The organism is Streptomyces cellostaticus, from assembly GCF_023630175.1.
Lineage (GTDB): Bacteria > Actinomycetota > Actinomycetes > Streptomycetales > Streptomycetaceae > Streptomyces > Streptomyces cellostaticus_A.
Window position 1 is genome coordinate 64883 of record NZ_JALLIN010000035.1, and the last position, 15603, is coordinate 80485.

Below are 15603 nucleotides of genomic sequence, written 5' to 3' on the forward strand. Positions count from 1 at the left end.
TGGGATGGCATGAGCGGAGACGGTCAGGGAAGCAGCCACTGGTTCGACGACGAGGCCGGACCGGTCGTCCGTCCGTACGCCATGACACGCGGCCGTACCACGAGCGCGGGCCAGCACCGCCTCGATCTGATCGCGGTCGTCGTCGGCGAGCCCGGTGCCGAGGACCCGGAGACGGACCCGTCGCTCGCCCCCGAGCACATGGAGATCGTCGGGCTCTGCGCCCGGACCCCGCAGTCCGTCGCCGAGATCGCCGCGGAACTGAACCTGCCCATCGGCGTCGTGCGCGTCCTGATCGGGGACCTCGTGCACGCGAAACTCGTCCGTGTGACACGGCCGGTACCCCCGGCCGAGCTGCCGGACGAGAGTATTCTGCGCGACGTGATCAACGGCCTCCGGGCGCTGTGACCGGCGCGGAAGCGGAGTGACGACGTGACTGGCTGGCAGTTCTGGGTCGACCGAGGCGGCACCTTCACCGACATCGTGGCGCGCCGTCCGGACGGCCGGCTGCTCACTCACAAACTGCTGTCGGACAACCCCGGGCGGTACGCCGACGCGGCGGTCGCGGGCGTCCGGGAACTGCTGGACGGCTCCCGGGAGCCCGTCGACGCCGTGCGCATGGGCACCACCGTCGCCACCAACGCACTGCTGGAACGCAAGGGCGAACGCACCCTGCTGGTGATCACCCGAGGCTTCCGCGACGCCCTGCGCATCGCCTACCAGAACCGCCCGGCCATCTTCGCCCGTCACATCCGGCTGCCCGGGCCGCTGTACGAGCGGGTCGTCGAGGTCGACGAACGCATCGCCGCCGACGGAACCGTGCTGCGCGCCCCCGACCTCGGGTCGCTCGCGGGACCGCTCCGGCAGGCGTACGACGACGGGATCCGCGCGGTGGCCGTCGTCTGCCTGCACAGCCATCTGCACCCCGCCCACGAACGCGCCGTCGGCGACCTCGCCGCACGCACCGGTTTCCCGCAGGTCTCGCTGTCCAGCGAGACCAGCCCGCTGATGAAGCTCGTCCCCCGCGGTGACACCGCCGTCGTCGACGCCTACCTGTCCCCGGTGCTGCGCCGCTACGTACGCCACGTCGCCGACGAACTGCGCGGGGTGCGGCTGATGTTCATGCAGTCCAACGGAGGACTCACCGAGGCCGGACAGTTCCGCGGCAAGGACGCCGTCCTGTCCGGACCGGCCGGCGGCATCGTGGGCATGGCCCGTATGTCGCAGCGGGCCGGCTTCGACCGCGTCATCGGCTTCGACATGGGGGGCACCTCCACCGACGTCTCGCACTTCGCCGGCGCCTACGAACACGTCTTCACCAGCCAGATCGCCGGCGTCCGGCTGCGCGCCCCGATGCTGGACATCCACACCGTCGCCGCCGGCGGCGGCTCCGTGCTCCACTTCGACGGCTCCCGCTACCGCGTCGGCCCCGACTCGGCCGGTGCCGCTCCCGGGCCCGCGTGCTACCGCGCGGGCGGCCCGCTCACCGTCACCGACGCCAACGTGATGCTCGGCCGCGTCCCGGCCGCCCACTTCCCCGCGGTGTTCGGCCCGCACGGCGACCAGCCCCTCGACGCCGCCGTCGTCCGGGACCGCTTCACCGCCCTCGCACACGAGATCCGGGAGCGGACCGGGGACGACCGCACGCCCGAGCAGGTGGCCGAGGGCTACCTGCGGATCGCCGTCGCCAACATCGCCAACGCCGTGAAACGGATCTCCGTCCAGAAGGGCCACGACGTCACCCGCTACGCCCTGACCACCTTCGGGGGAGCGGGCGGCCAGCACGCGTGCCGGGTGGCCGACTCCCTGGGCATCCGCACCGTCCTCGTACCTCCCATGGCCGGCGTGCTCTCCGCGCTCGGCATCGGCCTCGCCGACACCACGGCCATGCGTGAACAGTCCGTCGAGGCGCCCCTGGAAGCCGCCGCGATGCCGGGCGTCCGCGAGACCGCCGCCGCCCTCGAGCACGCCGCCCGCGCCGAACTGCGCGCCGAGGACGTACCGGAGGACCGCATCCAGGTCACCCGCCGCGCGCAACTGCGCTACGACGGCACCGACACCACCCTCACCGTGGAGCTGACCGGGCCCGGCACGATGGCGCACGCCTTCGAGGAACGTCATCGCGCCATGTACTCCTTCACCCTGGACCGCCCGATCGTCGTCGAAGCGCTCTCCGTCGAAGCCACCGGCATCACCGCACCCCCCGACCTCTCCGCCCTCGCCCCGTACGAGGGCCACCGCGCCGCACCGCGAACCGTCCGCCTGCACACCGGCGGCGCCTGGCACGACGTACCCCTCCACCGCCGGGAGGCCCTTCCCCCCGGCGAGACCGTCACCGGGCCCGCGATCATCACCGAGCCAGGCGCCACGACCGTCGTCGACGACGGCTGGCGGGCCGTGGCCGGAGACGACGGGCATCTGGTCATGGAACGCGCGGCGATCACGGAGAGTTCCGAAGCCGACACGAAAGTCGATCCCGTTCTGCTCGAGGTCTTCAACAACCTCTTCATGTCGATCGCGGAACAGATGGGCGCCCGGCTGGAGTCCACGGCCCAGTCCGTCAACATCAAGGAGCGGCTGGACTTCTCCTGCGCCCTGTTCGACCCGCTGGGCAACCTGGTGGCCAACGCACCCCACATCCCCGTCCACCTGGGCTCCATGGGCACCAGCGTCAAGGAGGTCATCCGGCGTCGCGGCACCTCGATGCGCCCCGGCGACACCTATGCCGTCAACGACCCCTACCACGGCGGCACCCACCTGCCCGACGTCACCGTGATCACCCCGGTCTTCGACACCGAGGACGCGACGGTCACGGGGAGTGAACCGGAGATCCTCTTCTACGTCGCCTCCCGCGGCCACCACGCCGAGATCGGCGGCATCGCCCCCGGCTCCATGCCCGCCCACAGCCGGACCATCGACGAGGAGGGCGTCCTCTTCGACAACTGGCTGCTCGCCCAGGACGGCCGCTTCCGTGAGGAGGAAACCCGCCGCCTGCTCACCGGGGCCCCGCACCCCTCCCGCAACGTCCGCACCAACCTCGCCGACCTGCGCGCGCAGATCGCCGCCAACCGCAAGGGCGCCGACGAGGTCCGCCGCATGATCGAGGAGTTCGGCCTCGACGTCGTCCAGGCCTACATGCGGCACGTCCAGGACAACGCGGAGGAGGCGGTCCGCCGGGTCATCGACGCCCTGGACGACGGCGAGTACGCCTACGAGACGGACTCCGGCGCCGTCATCCGCGTCCGGGTGCGCGTCGACCGCGCCGAGCGAGGCGCGACCATCGACTTCACCGGCACCTCCGCGCAGCTCGCCACCAACTTCAACGCCCCCTCCTCGGTGGTCGACGCGGCCGTCCTGTACGTCTTCCGCACCCTGGTCGCCGACGAGATCCCGCTCAACGACGGGTGCCTGCGCCCGCTGGACATCGTCGTACCCCCCGGCTCGATGCTCGCTCCCGAGCCGCCCGCCGCCGTCGTCGCGGGCAACGTGGAGACGTCCCAGGCCGTCACCGGAGCCCTCTACGCCGCGCTCGGCGTGCAGGCGGAGGGCTCCGGGACCATGAACAACGTCACCTTCGGCAACGAACGCCACCAGTACTACGAGACCGTCGCCTCCGGATCCGGTGCCGGCGACGGCTTCCCCGGCGCCGACGTCGTGCAGACCCACATGACCAACTCACGGCTCACCGACCCCGAGGTGCTGGAGTGGCGCCTGCCCGTCCGGCTGGAGGAGTTCGGCGTCCGGCGCGGCAGCGGCGGCTCGGGGCGCCGGCGCGGCGGCGACGGCGCCGTGCGCCGCATCCGCTTCCTGGAACCCATGACGGTCTCCACGCTCTCGCAGCACCGCCGCGTACCGCCGTACGGCATGGCGGGCGGTGAACCCGGCGCGCTCGGCGCCAACCGGGTGGAACGAGCCGACGGCACGGTCACCGATCTCGGCGGGAGCGGCTCGGCGGACGTGGGACCGGGCGACGTCCTGGTCGTCGAAACCCCTGGTGGCGGAGGCTACGGCCGCCCGTCAACCGCACACGATCAAGCAGGAGAAGAAACGGATGATCTTCGGGCGTTCTGAACGCGGCAAGCCCCCGGTCGAGCCCGTCACGCTCAAGATCCTGGTGGCCGGCGGCTTCGGCGTGGGCAAGACGACACTGGTCGGCGCGGTCAGCGAGATCAGACCGCTGCGCACCGAGGAACTGCTCACCGAGGCCGGGAGTCCGGTCGACGACACCAGGGGCGTGGAGGGGAAGCACACGACCACCGTGGCCATGGACTTCGGCCGTATCACCCTGCGCGAGGACCTCGTGCTCTACCTGTTCGGGACCCCCGGGCAGGAACGGTTCTGGTTCATGTGGGACGAACTGTCCGAGGGCGCGCTCGGTGCGGTGGTCCTGGCGGACACGCGTCGCCTGGAGGACTGCTTCGCCGCCGTCGACTACTTCGAGCGGCGCTCGATCCCCTTCGTCGTCGGCGTCAACTGCTTCGAGGGCGCGGCCCGGTATCCCGCGGAGTCCGTGCGGCAGGCGCTCGACCTGGACGCGGCGGTGCCGGTGGTGCTGTGCGACGCACGTGAACGGGAGTCGGTCAAGGAGGTGCTCATCGGCGTCGTCCAGCACTCGATGGAGTACGCGGCGGGCCGCCGCCGGGCCCTCGCCACCTGACCCCCTCTCGTCCCGCGGCGCGGCCCGTACCTCCGCCGACAGAGGTACGGGCCGCGGACCCCGGGGACACCCTGCGCGTGTGAGGGGTCCACGCGTCGTGCACACGCGCGTGCCGGCGCAGCCGTACCGCCTCCGGGGGCAGGCCGATGGGCAGCGAACAGACCGGTGGCGCGGTGCCGGACCGCGCCGCGCATGGACGGCGATGTCGGCTGACACCGGGAAGTGTTGACCGGCACCGGGAGGCCGTCAAGCTCACCGACGGCACCGTTGACGGCGCCCGCCCGGGCGGGCCTTCCAGGACCGCCCTCCCGCAGGTGGGGCTCCGAACGGCCCGGTCCGGCCGGGTGGTTCAGCCGAGCGGCTCCGCCGTCGCGCGGCCCGCCCGGGCCGGTGCCGGACCGTGGCCGCGCCGGATCTCCTGCCCGGGCAGTCCCGCGTGCGCGAGCACCCAGCTCGTCCCGGCCAGCGCCTTGGCGGCCCGCTTCACCGGCGCGAGATGGGCGGCTGCCTGCCGATGGTCGAACACGCTCCCGGGCCGGCACACCACGGTCGACAGGGACAGCGTGACCGGGCGGCCGCCCACCGACCAGCGGACGTCGAGCACGGCGGTGGCCAGCGGCTCCAGTGCCTCCTCCTCGGCCAGCACCAGGAAGTCGTCCCCGCCGATGTGGCCCACGCGCGCGTACCCCGCGGCGGCGGCCTGAAGAGTCCGGCCCACCGACCGGATCAGCTCGTCGCCCGCGGCGAAACCCGCACCGTCGTTGACCTGCTTGAAATGATCGATGTCCAGCCAGCTGAGCGCGAACGCCCGCCCCTCGGCGATCCGCCGGTCCACCTCACCCGTGATCGCGTCCGAACCCGGCAGCCGGGTCAGCGGGTTCAGGCCGGCCGCCTCCTCCACCCGGGTCTCGGCCAGCGCCCGGACGAGGTCCGCGAGCCGTACCACCCCCACGCACCGGCCGCGGTGGTCGACGACGGCCACATCGTCCGAGGTGCGGTCGCTGCCGCCGATCGCCACGACGTCCAGCACCTCCCAGGCGGTGGCGTCCGCTCCGACCGCGCGCGGCGGGTCGCCCAGCTTGTGCGCGGGCCGGTCCGCGTACAGGGCGTGCCCGTACCGCCCCGACATCGACAGCAGGAAGCGCGACCGGTGCACCGAACGGACGGGCACCCCGGCCTGGTCCACGAGCAACACCCCGGAGACGTCCGGTGAACCGGTCAGCAGCGCCCGCACCTGCCCCGCCGAAGCGGTCACCGGCAGAACGGCGGCGGGCCGCACGAACTCCCGCACCGGTGGCCCCGTCCGGGGCGGGGCCGGGGCCCCGGGGGAGCGGGGCGGAACATAGACGTCCGTCGCCGGAATCCGGGCCGGCGGCGCGAACAGCTCGCCCTGGGCGAGCTGCGCACCGGCCGACAGCGCGGCCGCGCACTGCAGTTCCGTCTCCACGCCCTCCACCGCCACGAGGGCGCCCAGTTGCTCGCACAGCGTCCGCATCGCCAGTACGGCCGCCGGCCTCGCCAGCAGCGAGGCGTCGAGCTTGACCAGGTCGGGGGAGAGGTCGGTGAGCAGACGCAGGGGCATGTCCCCGTCCCCGATGCCGTCCGCGCTGATCCGGAACCCCTGCTCGCGCAGCGCGCCCACCGCCTCCAGCAGTGCCCGCTGCGGCACATGGGTGCAGGGCGGCACGATGTCGAGGGTCACCTCCCACGGCATCCGCCCCGCCGCGCGGACGGCGTCGTGCAGCCGCGCGAGACCGCCGAGGTCGGCGAGCGTGGCGGCGAACACGTTGAGGTGCAGCGGCAGCAGCGTCTCCTTGCGCGCCGCCGCGCGGAGTGCCAGCACGGCCAGCCTGCCGTCGAGTTCGGGGTCCCGGCGAGCCTCGGCCAGGACGTCACCGGCCTCCGGGCGGGCGAGTACCTCCAGTGCGGTGACCGCGCCGGTCCTCAGACTGACCACCGGCTGGAAGGCGAAGCGGAGAGTGTCCGTCCAGGAGTGCACGGGAGCATGATGGCGCCGCCGGAATGCGCCCAGGCGCAGTTCATGAGACGTTCACGCAGCATTCCCGGGTGATCACGGAGCGTGGAAGGCGCCGGTCGGGGCGCACCTGCGACACGCGGACCGGGAGCCCTCGTTCCACGTCGGCTCCCGGTTCGTCAGTGCCGGAACCAGCCCCTCCCCTGATCGGATACAGTCCGCGCGTGTCCGAAAATCAGCATTCCATCGCCAACTCCGCACCCGGAGCCCACTGTTCCGCCTGCGGAGCGCCCTACGGCGAGGGCGTGACGGGCTGGCCGCGCACCTGCCCCTCCTGCGGCACCGTCGCCTACCGCAACCCGCTTCCGGTCGCCGTCGCACTCCAGCCCGTATACGACACCACCGGCACGGCCCTGGTCGTCATCACCCGGACCGTCGCCCCCGCGCGCGGAGGCACGGCACTGCCCGGCGGCTACATCGACGACCGCGAGGACTGGAAGCAGGCCGTCGTGCGCGAACTCGCGGAGGAGACGGGCATCCACGCCGCCGCCCGAGACGTCCGTCTGGCGGACGCCATGAGCTCACCCGACGGACACCTGCTGCTGTTCGGACTCCTGCCCGAACGCCCGGCCGAAGGACTCCCACCGTCCAGCGCCACGGACGAGACCGAGGGCTGGCACCTGCTGCGCCGTCCCGAGGAACTCGCCTTCCCGCTGCACACCCTGGCGGTACGGGGCTGGTTCGAGGGCCGCTACATCTGAACCACCCGCTCAGCCCAGTCCCCGCACCCGCACCGGGTGCGGCGGCTCCGCCACCCCGTCCTCCCGCTCCCGGGTCACCACCACCCGCCGGCCCTGCCGGCGGGCCGCGTACCGCTCGATCTCCGCTTCGTCCCAGCCGTCGCCCACGTCCCGGACGACCAGACCGCCCCCGGTCCACCCCCGCTCGGGCGCCCACACCTCCAGCTCCAGCCCGCCGTCCGCACCCCGGACGGGAAGGACCGCCCCCGCGCGCGCGAGCACCGGGATCCGCGACAGCGACGTGTCCAGGAAGACCTGCCCCGGACCCTCGAACGCCTCCTCCGTGACCGTGTCGTACCAGCGGCCCCGCGGCAGCCGCACCGCACGCCGGCCGGTACCGGGGCCGAGCACCGGCACAACCAGCAACTGGTCCCCGAGCAGGAAGGCGTCCTCGCAGTCGCGCAGCGCGCGGTCCTCCGGCGCCCCCCACCACAACGGCCGCGCATAGGGCGCGCCGGTGCGCCGTGCCAGGTGCGCCAGCGTCACGAAGTACGGCAGCAGACGCCGGCGTTCCAGCAGCGCCGCGCGCGCGTGCTCCAGCACCTCGGCACCGAACTCCCAGGGCTCCCTGCGCCCCGCCCCCCGAGCCGCGTGCGTCCGGAACAACGGCAGGTACGCGCCGAGCTGGAACCAGCGCAGATACAGCTCCGGCGACGGACTGCCGTCGCAGCCGCCCACGTCCGGGCCCGAATAGGGCACTCCGCACAGCCCCAGCCCCAGCACCAGCGACAGCGAGGCCCGCAGCCCCGGCCAGCCCGTCGCCACATCCCCGGACCAGGTGCCGCCGTAGCGCTGCATACCCGCCCAGCCGGACCGGGAGAGCAGGAACGGCCGTTCCCGTGGCGACAGCTCGCGCAGCGCCTCGTAGCCCGCCCCGGCCATGCACAGGGCGTACACGTTGTGGGCCTCGCGGTGGTCGCCGCCGCGGCCCTCGACGACGTGCCGGGCCGAACGCGGCAGTGTCGTCTCACCGAAGGCGCTCAACGACGTCGGCTCGTTCATGTCGTGCCGGAACCCCGCGAAGCCCTGCTCCAGCCGCTCCTCGTACAACCCGCCCCACCACTTGCGCACGCGCGCGTGCGTGAAGTCCGGGAAGACCGACTCGCCGGACCGGACCTCCCCCCGGACCGTGCGCCCCGCACCGTCCCGCACGAACGCGTCCAGAGCGGAGCCGCCGTCGTACACGGCGCCTCCCGGTACGGCCCTCACCGCCGGGTCGACGATCGACACCAGCCGGATCCCGTCCCGGCGCAGCTCCTCCGCGAGCACCGGCAGCTTGGGGAAGCGCTCCCGGTCGACGGTGAACACCTGATGGGCGTCGTGGTGGTCGGTGCCCAGGTGCACCGCGTCCAGCGGCAGACCGCGCTCCTGGTATCCCGCGACGATCCGGCGCACCTCCTGCTCACCGCCGAAGCGCCGTGCGTGCTGGTGGCCGAGCGCCCAGGCGGGCGGCAGCGCGGGTGCCCCGGTCAGGGCGGCCCACATGAGCAGTACGCGCGCGGGCGTGCCCACCATCACCCAGCAGCGCAGCGGCCCCCCGTCCACCCGCAGCTCACAGCGCCCGGCCCGGTCGTGTCCGGACCCGGCCCCCTCCTCGCCCTCCCGCAGGCTCACCGTGCCGTCCCAGGTGGTGTCGTGGAACATCAGATGCGTCGCGGCGTCCGCGACCACCAACTGCACCGGCATGGTCACGTACAGCGGATCGTCCCCCGGGCCGAACGCGCGGCCCGGATCGGTGTTCCACAGCCGGTAGGCGCCGTCCCGCAGCCGCGGGCCGCACGCGCGCCCGCCCAGACCGAAGAACCGGGCGTCCGCCGCCACCTCGGAGCGCTGCGTCCACCGCGCCGCGCCCCCGCCGGCCGGCTCCCACCACCGCGGCGGCAGCTCCCTTCGCAGCACCACGCCACCCGGAGTGCACACCTCCAGCGCCCCGTGCCGCGAGACGACGACCGTCACCCGCTCGGCCACCACCCGCCAGCCGCCGTCCTTGTCCGGTTCCAGCACGGCCCGCGGATCGGGCTCCGGGGCCGCGGCCAGCGCGTACGACGGCTCCGGACCCGCCCCGTCCCAGCCCCAGAACACGGCCCCGCCGGCCGTCACGGTGATCCGCAGCTCGGACCGGCTGAACCGGATCAGCCCACCCCCCGGCCCCGGCTCCGCACTCCGCACCCGCCCCGGGACCCGCGCGCGCTCCGCCCCGCGCGGGGGCAGCCCGGCGGCGTCGATCCGCCGCCTGCGCCACGCCGCCCGCACGGTACGCAACCTCTGAGCCGCCCGCCCCGAACCGCCAACACTCATCGAACGCACCAGGTCACGACCGTCCATGCTGCTCACCCTGCCACTGACCGCCGCACGCGCGGGTGTCGTTCAACTGCCGTTCACCCGTGCCCCGGCCACATCTTCACGACACGGACTATGTGGGGCCCGCCCTGGTGCGGAAGTCGATCACATGGCATCGTCCCTGTCAGCCGCGTCACGCGCACACCCCAGCCCGTGCGCGGACCGACGCCCACGACGCGCACAGCCCGGGAGCCGCCCCATGTCGACAGCGAACCCCCAGCCGCTCTGGCAGCCCGATCCCGAGCGGATCGCCCGGGCACGCATCACCGAGTTCCAGGCATGGGCCGCGGAGCACCACGGCGCCCCCGCCCAGGGCGGCTACCCTGCACTGCACCAGTGGTCCGTGGAGGAGCTGGACACCTTCTGGAAGGCCGTCACCGACTGGTTCGACGTCGGATTCTCGACCCCCTGCACGCGCGTGCTCGGCGACCGCTCCATGCCCGGCGCCGAGTGGTTCCCGGGCGCCACCCTCAACTACGCCGAGCACGCGCTGCGCGCCGCGGCCGCCCGCCCCGACGAGCCGGCCCTGCTGTACGTCGACGAGACCCATGAACCGCGCCCCGTGACCTGGGCCGAGCTGCGCCGCCAGGTCGGCTCCCTCGCCGCCGGACTCCGAGCGCTCGGGGTACGCCCCGGTGACCGGGTCAGCGGGTACCTCCCGAACATCCCCGAGGCCGTGGTCGCCCTCCTGGCCACGGCCGCCGTGGGCGCCGTGTGGACCTCCTGCGCCCCCGACTTCGGCGCCCGCAGCGTCCTCGACCGCTTCCAGCAGGTCGAACCCGTCGTCCTGTTCACCGTCGACGGCTACCGCTACGGCGGCAAGGAGCACGACCGCCGCGAGACCGTCGCCGAGCTGCGCCGGGAGCTGCCCACCCTGCGCGCCGTCGTCCACATCCCGCTGCTGGGCACCGAAGCACCCGGGGGCACCCTGGAGTGGTCGGAGCTGACGGCGGCCGACACCGCGCCCGTCTTCGAACAGGTCCCGTTCGCCCATCCGCTGTGGGTCCTGTACTCCTCGGGGACCACCGGCCTGCCCAAGGCCATCGTGCAGTCCCAGGGCGGCATCCTGGTGGAGCACCTCAAGCAGCTCGGCCTGCACTGCGACCTCGGCCCCGAGGACCGTTTCTTCTGGTACACCTCCACCGGCTGGATGATGTGGAACTTCCTCGTCTCCGGCCTGCTCACGGGAACGACGATCGTCCTGTACGACGGCAGCCCCGGCTACCCGGACACCGGCGCCCAGTGGCGCGTCGCCGAACGCACCGGAGCCACCCTCTACGGCACCTCCGCCGCCTATGTGATGGCCTGCCGCAAGGCGGGCGTGCACCCCTCCCGCGACTTCGACCTCTCCCGCGTCCAGTGCGTCGCCACCACCGGCTCGCCACTGCCGCCGGACGGGTTCCGCTGGCTGCACGACGAGGTCCGCGACGACCTGTGGATCGCCTCCGTCAGCGGTGGCACGGACGTCTGCTCCTGCTTCGCCGGAGCCGTACCGACCCTGCCCGTGTACACCGGCGAACTCCAGGCGCCCGGCCTCGGCACGGACCTGCAGTCCTGGGACCCGAGCGGTGCGCCCCTCGTCGACGAGGTGGGCGAGCTGGTCGTCACCAATCCGATGCCGTCCATGCCGATCCACTTCTGGAACGACCCCGACGGCAGCCGGTACCACGACAGCTACTTCGACACCTACCCGGGCGTCTGGCGGCACGGCGACTGGATCACCCTGACCTCGCGCGGATCGGTGATCATCCACGGCCGGTCCGACTCCACCCTCAACCGGCAGGGCGTACGCATGGGCTCGGCCGACATCTACGAAGTGGTCGAACGGCTGCCCGAGATCAAGGAGTCCCTCGTCATCGGCGTCGAGCAGCCCGACGGGGGGTACTGGATGCCGCTCTTCGTGCACCTGGCACCGGGCGCGGACCTCGACGAGACGCTCCTGAACCGCATCAAGCGGGCCATCCGCGAACAGCTCTCGCCGCGCCACGTGCCCGACGAGGTCATCGCCGTCCCCGGTATCCCGCACACCCTGACCGGCAAGCGCATCGAGGTCCCGGTCAAACGCCTCCTCCAGGGCACCCCTGTGGAGAAGGCCGTCAATCCCGGCTCCATCGACGACCTCACGCTGCTGGGCTTCTACGAGGAACTGGCCCGCAAGCGCGGCTGATCCACCGACCCCCGGTCTGCGCGAGAGCCCGGCGCGAACGGCCTCGGACCCCGCCCCGTCACGGTGGCGCGGTCCGGGGCGGCGGACGCGCCATCCCCTGGCCGACCACCTCGGCCAGGGGCGTTGTCAGTGCCCCCGGTTACTGTGAGTGAGCACTGATCGACCGCGCACTTGGGGGAAACATGGCGCACACCGACCAGCAGACCATGCGACGCGTCCTGCGCCGCGAGATCGCCGGCACCATCGCACTGCTCGCCGACGAACACGACTTCAGCGTCATGCGGCGCTACCGCAGCTTCGTCTTCGACGACCACACCGCCTACCTGCGGCAGGTGGAATCCCTGCTGAAGAGCCGGGCGGCCCGGGGCGGACACACCACGCTGGCCCTGTTCGACCCCGAGGACTACGCCGCGTTCTGCGCGGAGACCGGCCTGGACCCGGAGGCATCCGCCAGCCGTGCCCGGTTCACCGCGCGACTGGCGGCCACCGCCCCCACCGTCCCCTACGACGGCCGTCCGCTCACCGCACTCCTGCCCGACCTCGTCGACGAATCCGTACGACGGGCCGCCCAGGACTACGCCACGATCCTTCTGACCCGCCTCGGCCCCTGCGCCACCTGCGGCGAGGACATCGGCCGGGCCGCCTTCACCCGCGCTTCCGACCTCGTCGCCCGCATCCTCGACTCCGCCCCGCCCGGCGACCGTCATCTCGTCTGCAGCGTCTCGGCACCGGCGGAGACCCTCGTCGCCGTCCTCCACGCCGAGCGGGGCACCGAGGGCACCCCCGAAGTCGACGAGGCGGAAGCCCTCGAACTCACCTGCGTCGTGGCCCTCGGCCTCGCCACCCGGATCCCCGGCGGCCTGGTCATGCGGGTCAGCTCGCCCGGCACGCCCGACCGCGTGCACGGCTGGCGGCTGCGCGGCGGCGACCTCGTACCCCTGAGCGCCGCCGAGGTCTTCGACGCCTACTGCACGGACGCCGAATCCGGCGACCTCATCAGTCCCGAACCGGACGTCGACTACTGCGCACCGCCCGACCTCGGACGGCGGGACACACCACCGGAGCACCGCCACTGAACGCGCCAGGGGCGCCCCACCCGACGGCGGGACGCCCCTGGACCGGACCGACCGGTGCGAGCCGGGACCGGCTGCTACTCCCCGGACAGCACCGCCTGCGCGGCGCCGCGCGCCTCGGCGGCGCTGTCCGCGGCCCGCGCGGCGGCGGCGGCCCGCTCGCACTGCGCCAGCGTGTACTTCGCCAGGGTCGCCCGCACGTACGGAAGGGACGCCGCGCCCATCGACAGGGAGGTGACGCCCAGACCGGTCAGCACACAGGCCAGCAGCGGGTCGGACGCGGCCTCACCGCACACCCCGCAGCTCTTGCCCTCGGCCTTCGCCGCCTCGGCGGACAGCGCCACCAGGTCGAGCAACGCCGGCTGCCACGGGTCCTGTAGCCGTGACACCGCCCCCACCTGGCGGTCCGCGGCGAAGGTGTACTGCGCGAGGTCATTGGTTCCCAGCGAAAGGAACTCGACCTCCTGGAGGATCGAACGCGCCCGCAGCGCGGCGGACGGGATCTCCACCATCGCGCCGAACTTCGCCCGGAGCCCCGCCTCGCGGCAGGCGTCCGCGAACGCCCGGGCATCCGCGCGGTCCGCCACCATGGGCGCCATGACCTCCAGGTAGACCGGCAGCCCCTCCGCGGCTCTGGCCAGCGCGGTGAGCTGAGTGCGCAGCACGTCGGGGTGGTCGAGCAGCGTCCGCAGACCCCGCACGCCCAGCGCGGGGTTCGGCTCGTCCGCAGGGGTCAGGAACGCGAGCGGCTTGTCCGCGCCCGCGTCCAGCACCCGCACCACCACACGGCTTTCCGGGAACGCCTCCAGCACCTGCCGGTAGGCCTCCACCTGCTTGTCCTCGGACGGGGCGTTCCCGCTGTCGTCCAGGAACAGGAACTCCGTGCGGAACAGACCGACACCCTCGGCGCCCGCCGCCACGGCGGCCGGCAGGTCCGCGGGCCCGCCGACGTTGGCGAGCAGCGGCATCTTGTGCCCGTCGGCCGTGGCGCCCGGACCGGTGGACGCCGCCAGCGCGGCCCTGCGTTCGGCGGCGGCCGCCTCCAGCCGGGCCCGCTTCTCGGCACTCGGGTTCACGAAGACGTCACCGGTGCTGCCGTCGACGGCCACCACCTTCCCCTCGGCCAGTTCCCCGGCGCCCGGCAGTGCCACGACGGCCGGAACGCCCAGGGCGCGCGCCAGGATGGCGCTGTGGCTGGTCGGCCCGCCCTCCTCGGTCACGAATCCGAGGACGAGCGCGGGGTCGAGCAGCGCCGTGTCCGCGGGCGCCAGATCGCGTGCCACCAGTACGTAGGGCTTGTCACTGTCCGGGACACCCGGCATCGGCACGCCCAGGAGCCGGGCGACGATGCGGTTCCGCACGTCGTCCAGGTCGGCCACCCGCCCGGCGAGGTACTCCCCGGCGCCGGCCAGCAGCTCGCGGTACGCGGCGAACGCGTCGTACACGGCTCGTTCGGCCGTGCTCCCGACGGCGATCCGCCGTTCCACGTCGGCCATCAGCTCGGGATCCTGGGCCATCATGGCCTGCGCCTCGAGCACCGCCTGGGCCTCGCCGCCGGCCAGGTTGCCGCGCGCCGTCAGGTCGGCCGCCACGGCGTCCACGGCCTGGCGGGCCCGTCCCTGCTCGCGTCCCGCCTCGTCCGCGGGTATCTGCTTGGCAGGCGGCTCCAGCACCGCCGTTCCCATGTGCCGAACCTCGCCGATCGCCACACCGTGGCTCACGCCGACGCCTCGCAGCGTTGTCTCCATCTCACCGTCTCCGATAGTGCGGCGGGACCGCCGCCGCGGTGGTCGTCCTGTACGCCGCCCGACGGCGGCCCTGCCCTCAGTTCCAGGAGAAGAGGCTGTCGCCGGCCTTCACGTCACCGCTGTCCCGCAGTTCGGAGAGGGACTCGGCGGTGGCCTCGAGGGCCACGACGGGGCACACGGGGGACTTGCCGGCCGCCTCGACCGCGGCCGGGTCCCAGCGCACGATGCCCTGTCCACGCGCCACGGTGTCGCCCTTGCCGACGAGCAGCTCGAAGCCCTCGCCGTTGAGCTGAACGGTGTCGATGCCCAGATGGGTGAGCACGCCGTGCCCACTGCCGTCGACCACGACGAAGGCGTGCGGATGCAGGGAAACGATGACGCCGTCCACGGGCGCCACGGCCACGGAGGGCTCACGCACGGGGTCGATCGCGGTGCCCGGGCCGACCATGGCCCCGGAGAAGACCGGATCCGGCACTTCGGCCAGTCCGATGGCCCGACCGGCGAGAGGGGACGTCACGGTGGTCATGGGAAGCCTCCCAGGAGTGGAGCTGCAGGTGGGGCCGTCACTGCCTGTCCCGTAAACGGGGCGCTGAGCAGCAGCGTATGCCAAAGGAAGTGACGGTTCCGTACGGAACTTACCAGCAAGTGGTCTAGACCACCAATGCTCTCGATTTGCACGGCCTCCGAGGCCGCGTGTACTGTCGTACTCCTGCCTGGGGCGATGCGACGCGAAAGTGTCGCGGTCCGGCAGCAACCAAACTGGTCAGATCCTCTCTCGGGGTCCCTTCCGCATGTCCGCGGAGGGTGGTCGGAGAGTCGGAAAAACACTGATAGAGTTTGGAACAG

The 15603-nt window shown here is 73.0% G+C and carries 10 protein-coding genes; 6 read left to right on the forward strand and 4 right to left on the reverse strand.

Features of this window, described 5'->3' with window-relative positions; translation table 11 throughout:
• Nucleotides 1–9: 9 nt before the first annotated feature.
• From MXD57_RS22110 to MXD57_RS22120, 3 genes are read left to right on the forward strand one after another with little or no spacing between them, the layout of a single operon-like run.
• On the forward strand, nt 10–405 hold the full coding sequence (locus tag MXD57_RS22110; RefSeq protein ID WP_250403491.1) for a DUF742 domain-containing protein: 396 nt from the start codon (nt 10–12) through the stop codon (nt 403–405).
• A 24-nt stretch (nt 406–429) separates the two neighbouring features.
• Nucleotides 430–4068 (forward strand): hydantoinase B/oxoprolinase family protein, encoded by a 3639-nt coding sequence (locus MXD57_RS22115; RefSeq protein ID WP_250403492.1) that lies wholly within the window; start codon nt 430–432, stop codon nt 4066–4068.
• Nucleotides 4049–4654 carry a GTP-binding protein gene (locus tag MXD57_RS22120; protein WP_250403493.1) on the forward strand — a complete coding sequence of 202 codons (606 nt, stop codon included), beginning with the start codon at nt 4049–4051 and terminating at the stop codon, nt 4652–4654. Before MXD57_RS22115 ends, MXD57_RS22120 begins: the two co-directional genes overlap by 20 nt.
• 349 nt (nt 4655–5003) lie before the next feature.
• On the opposite strand, the gene MXD57_RS22125 is transcribed toward MXD57_RS22120, so the two are convergent.
• Nucleotides 5004–6653, reverse strand: coding sequence for an EAL domain-containing protein (locus tag MXD57_RS22125; RefSeq protein ID WP_250403494.1), 1650 nt, complete (start codon nt 6651–6653; stop codon nt 5004–5006).
• Nucleotides 6654–6853: 200 nt separating this feature from the next.
• Between MXD57_RS22125 and MXD57_RS22130 the strand changes: the two genes are divergently transcribed.
• Nucleotides 6854–7390 carry an NUDIX domain-containing protein gene (locus tag MXD57_RS22130; RefSeq protein ID WP_250403495.1) on the forward strand — a complete coding sequence of 179 codons (537 nt, stop codon included), beginning with the start codon at nt 6854–6856 and terminating at the stop codon, nt 7388–7390.
• A gap of 9 nt (nt 7391–7399) precedes the next feature.
• Here MXD57_RS22130 and MXD57_RS22135 read toward each other — a convergent pair whose 3' ends face one another.
• Nucleotides 7400–9754, reverse strand: a complete 2355-nt coding sequence (locus tag MXD57_RS22135) for a TIM-barrel domain-containing protein (RefSeq protein WP_250403496.1) — start codon at nt 9752–9754, stop codon at nt 7400–7402.
• A 214-nt stretch (nt 9755–9968) separates the two neighbouring features.
• Here MXD57_RS22135 and MXD57_RS22140 point away from each other — a divergent pair, with 214 nt between their 5' ends.
• A complete protein-coding gene (locus MXD57_RS22140) occupies nt 9969–11936 on the forward strand; it encodes an acetoacetate--CoA ligase (RefSeq protein WP_250403497.1) in 1968 nt (655 codons plus the stop codon).
• Between the two features lie 182 nt (nt 11937–12118).
• Nucleotides 12119–13012 (forward strand): hypothetical protein, encoded by an 894-nt coding sequence (locus MXD57_RS22145; RefSeq protein WP_250403498.1) that lies wholly within the window; start codon nt 12119–12121, stop codon nt 13010–13012.
• A 74-nt stretch (nt 13013–13086) separates the two neighbouring features.
• Here the strand turns inward: MXD57_RS22145 and ptsP are convergent, their stop codons facing one another.
• Entirely contained in the window at nt 13087–14757 is a 1671-nt protein-coding gene (ptsP, locus tag MXD57_RS22150; RefSeq protein WP_250403499.1) for a phosphoenolpyruvate--protein phosphotransferase, read from the reverse strand.
• Between the two features lie 76 nt (nt 14758–14833).
• Nucleotides 14834–15283 carry a PTS sugar transporter subunit IIA gene (locus MXD57_RS22155; protein WP_250403500.1) on the reverse strand — a complete coding sequence of 150 codons (450 nt, stop codon included), beginning with the start codon at nt 15281–15283 and terminating at the stop codon, nt 14834–14836.
• Nucleotides 15284–15603: the final 320 nt, after the last annotated feature.

What these genes read in the sequence shown, in the direction of transcription:
- MXD57_RS22140 (WP_250403497.1), top strand. Translation starts at nt 9,969, where the DNA reads ATGTCGACAGCGAACCCCCAGCCGCTCTGGCAGCCCGATCCCGAGCGG.
- MXD57_RS22120 (WP_250403493.1), top strand. Translation starts at nt 4,049, where the DNA reads ATGATCTTCGGGCGTTCTGAACGCGGCAAGCCCCCGGTCGAGCCCGTC.
- ptsP (WP_250403499.1), bottom strand. Translation starts at nt 14,757, where the DNA reads ATGGAGACAACGCTGCGAGGCGTCGGCGTGAGCCACGGTGTGGCGATC.
- MXD57_RS22155 (WP_250403500.1), bottom strand. Translation starts at nt 15,283, where the DNA reads ATGACCACCGTGACGTCCCCTCTCGCCGGTCGGGCCATCGGACTGGCC.
- MXD57_RS22110 (WP_250403491.1), top strand. Translation starts at nt 10, where the DNA reads ATGAGCGGAGACGGTCAGGGAAGCAGCCACTGGTTCGACGACGAGGCC.
- MXD57_RS22135 (WP_250403496.1), bottom strand. Translation starts at nt 9,754, where the DNA reads ATGGACGGTCGTGACCTGGTGCGTTCGATGAGTGTTGGCGGTTCGGGG.
- MXD57_RS22145 (WP_250403498.1), top strand. Translation starts at nt 12,119, where the DNA reads ATGGCGCACACCGACCAGCAGACCATGCGACGCGTCCTGCGCCGCGAG.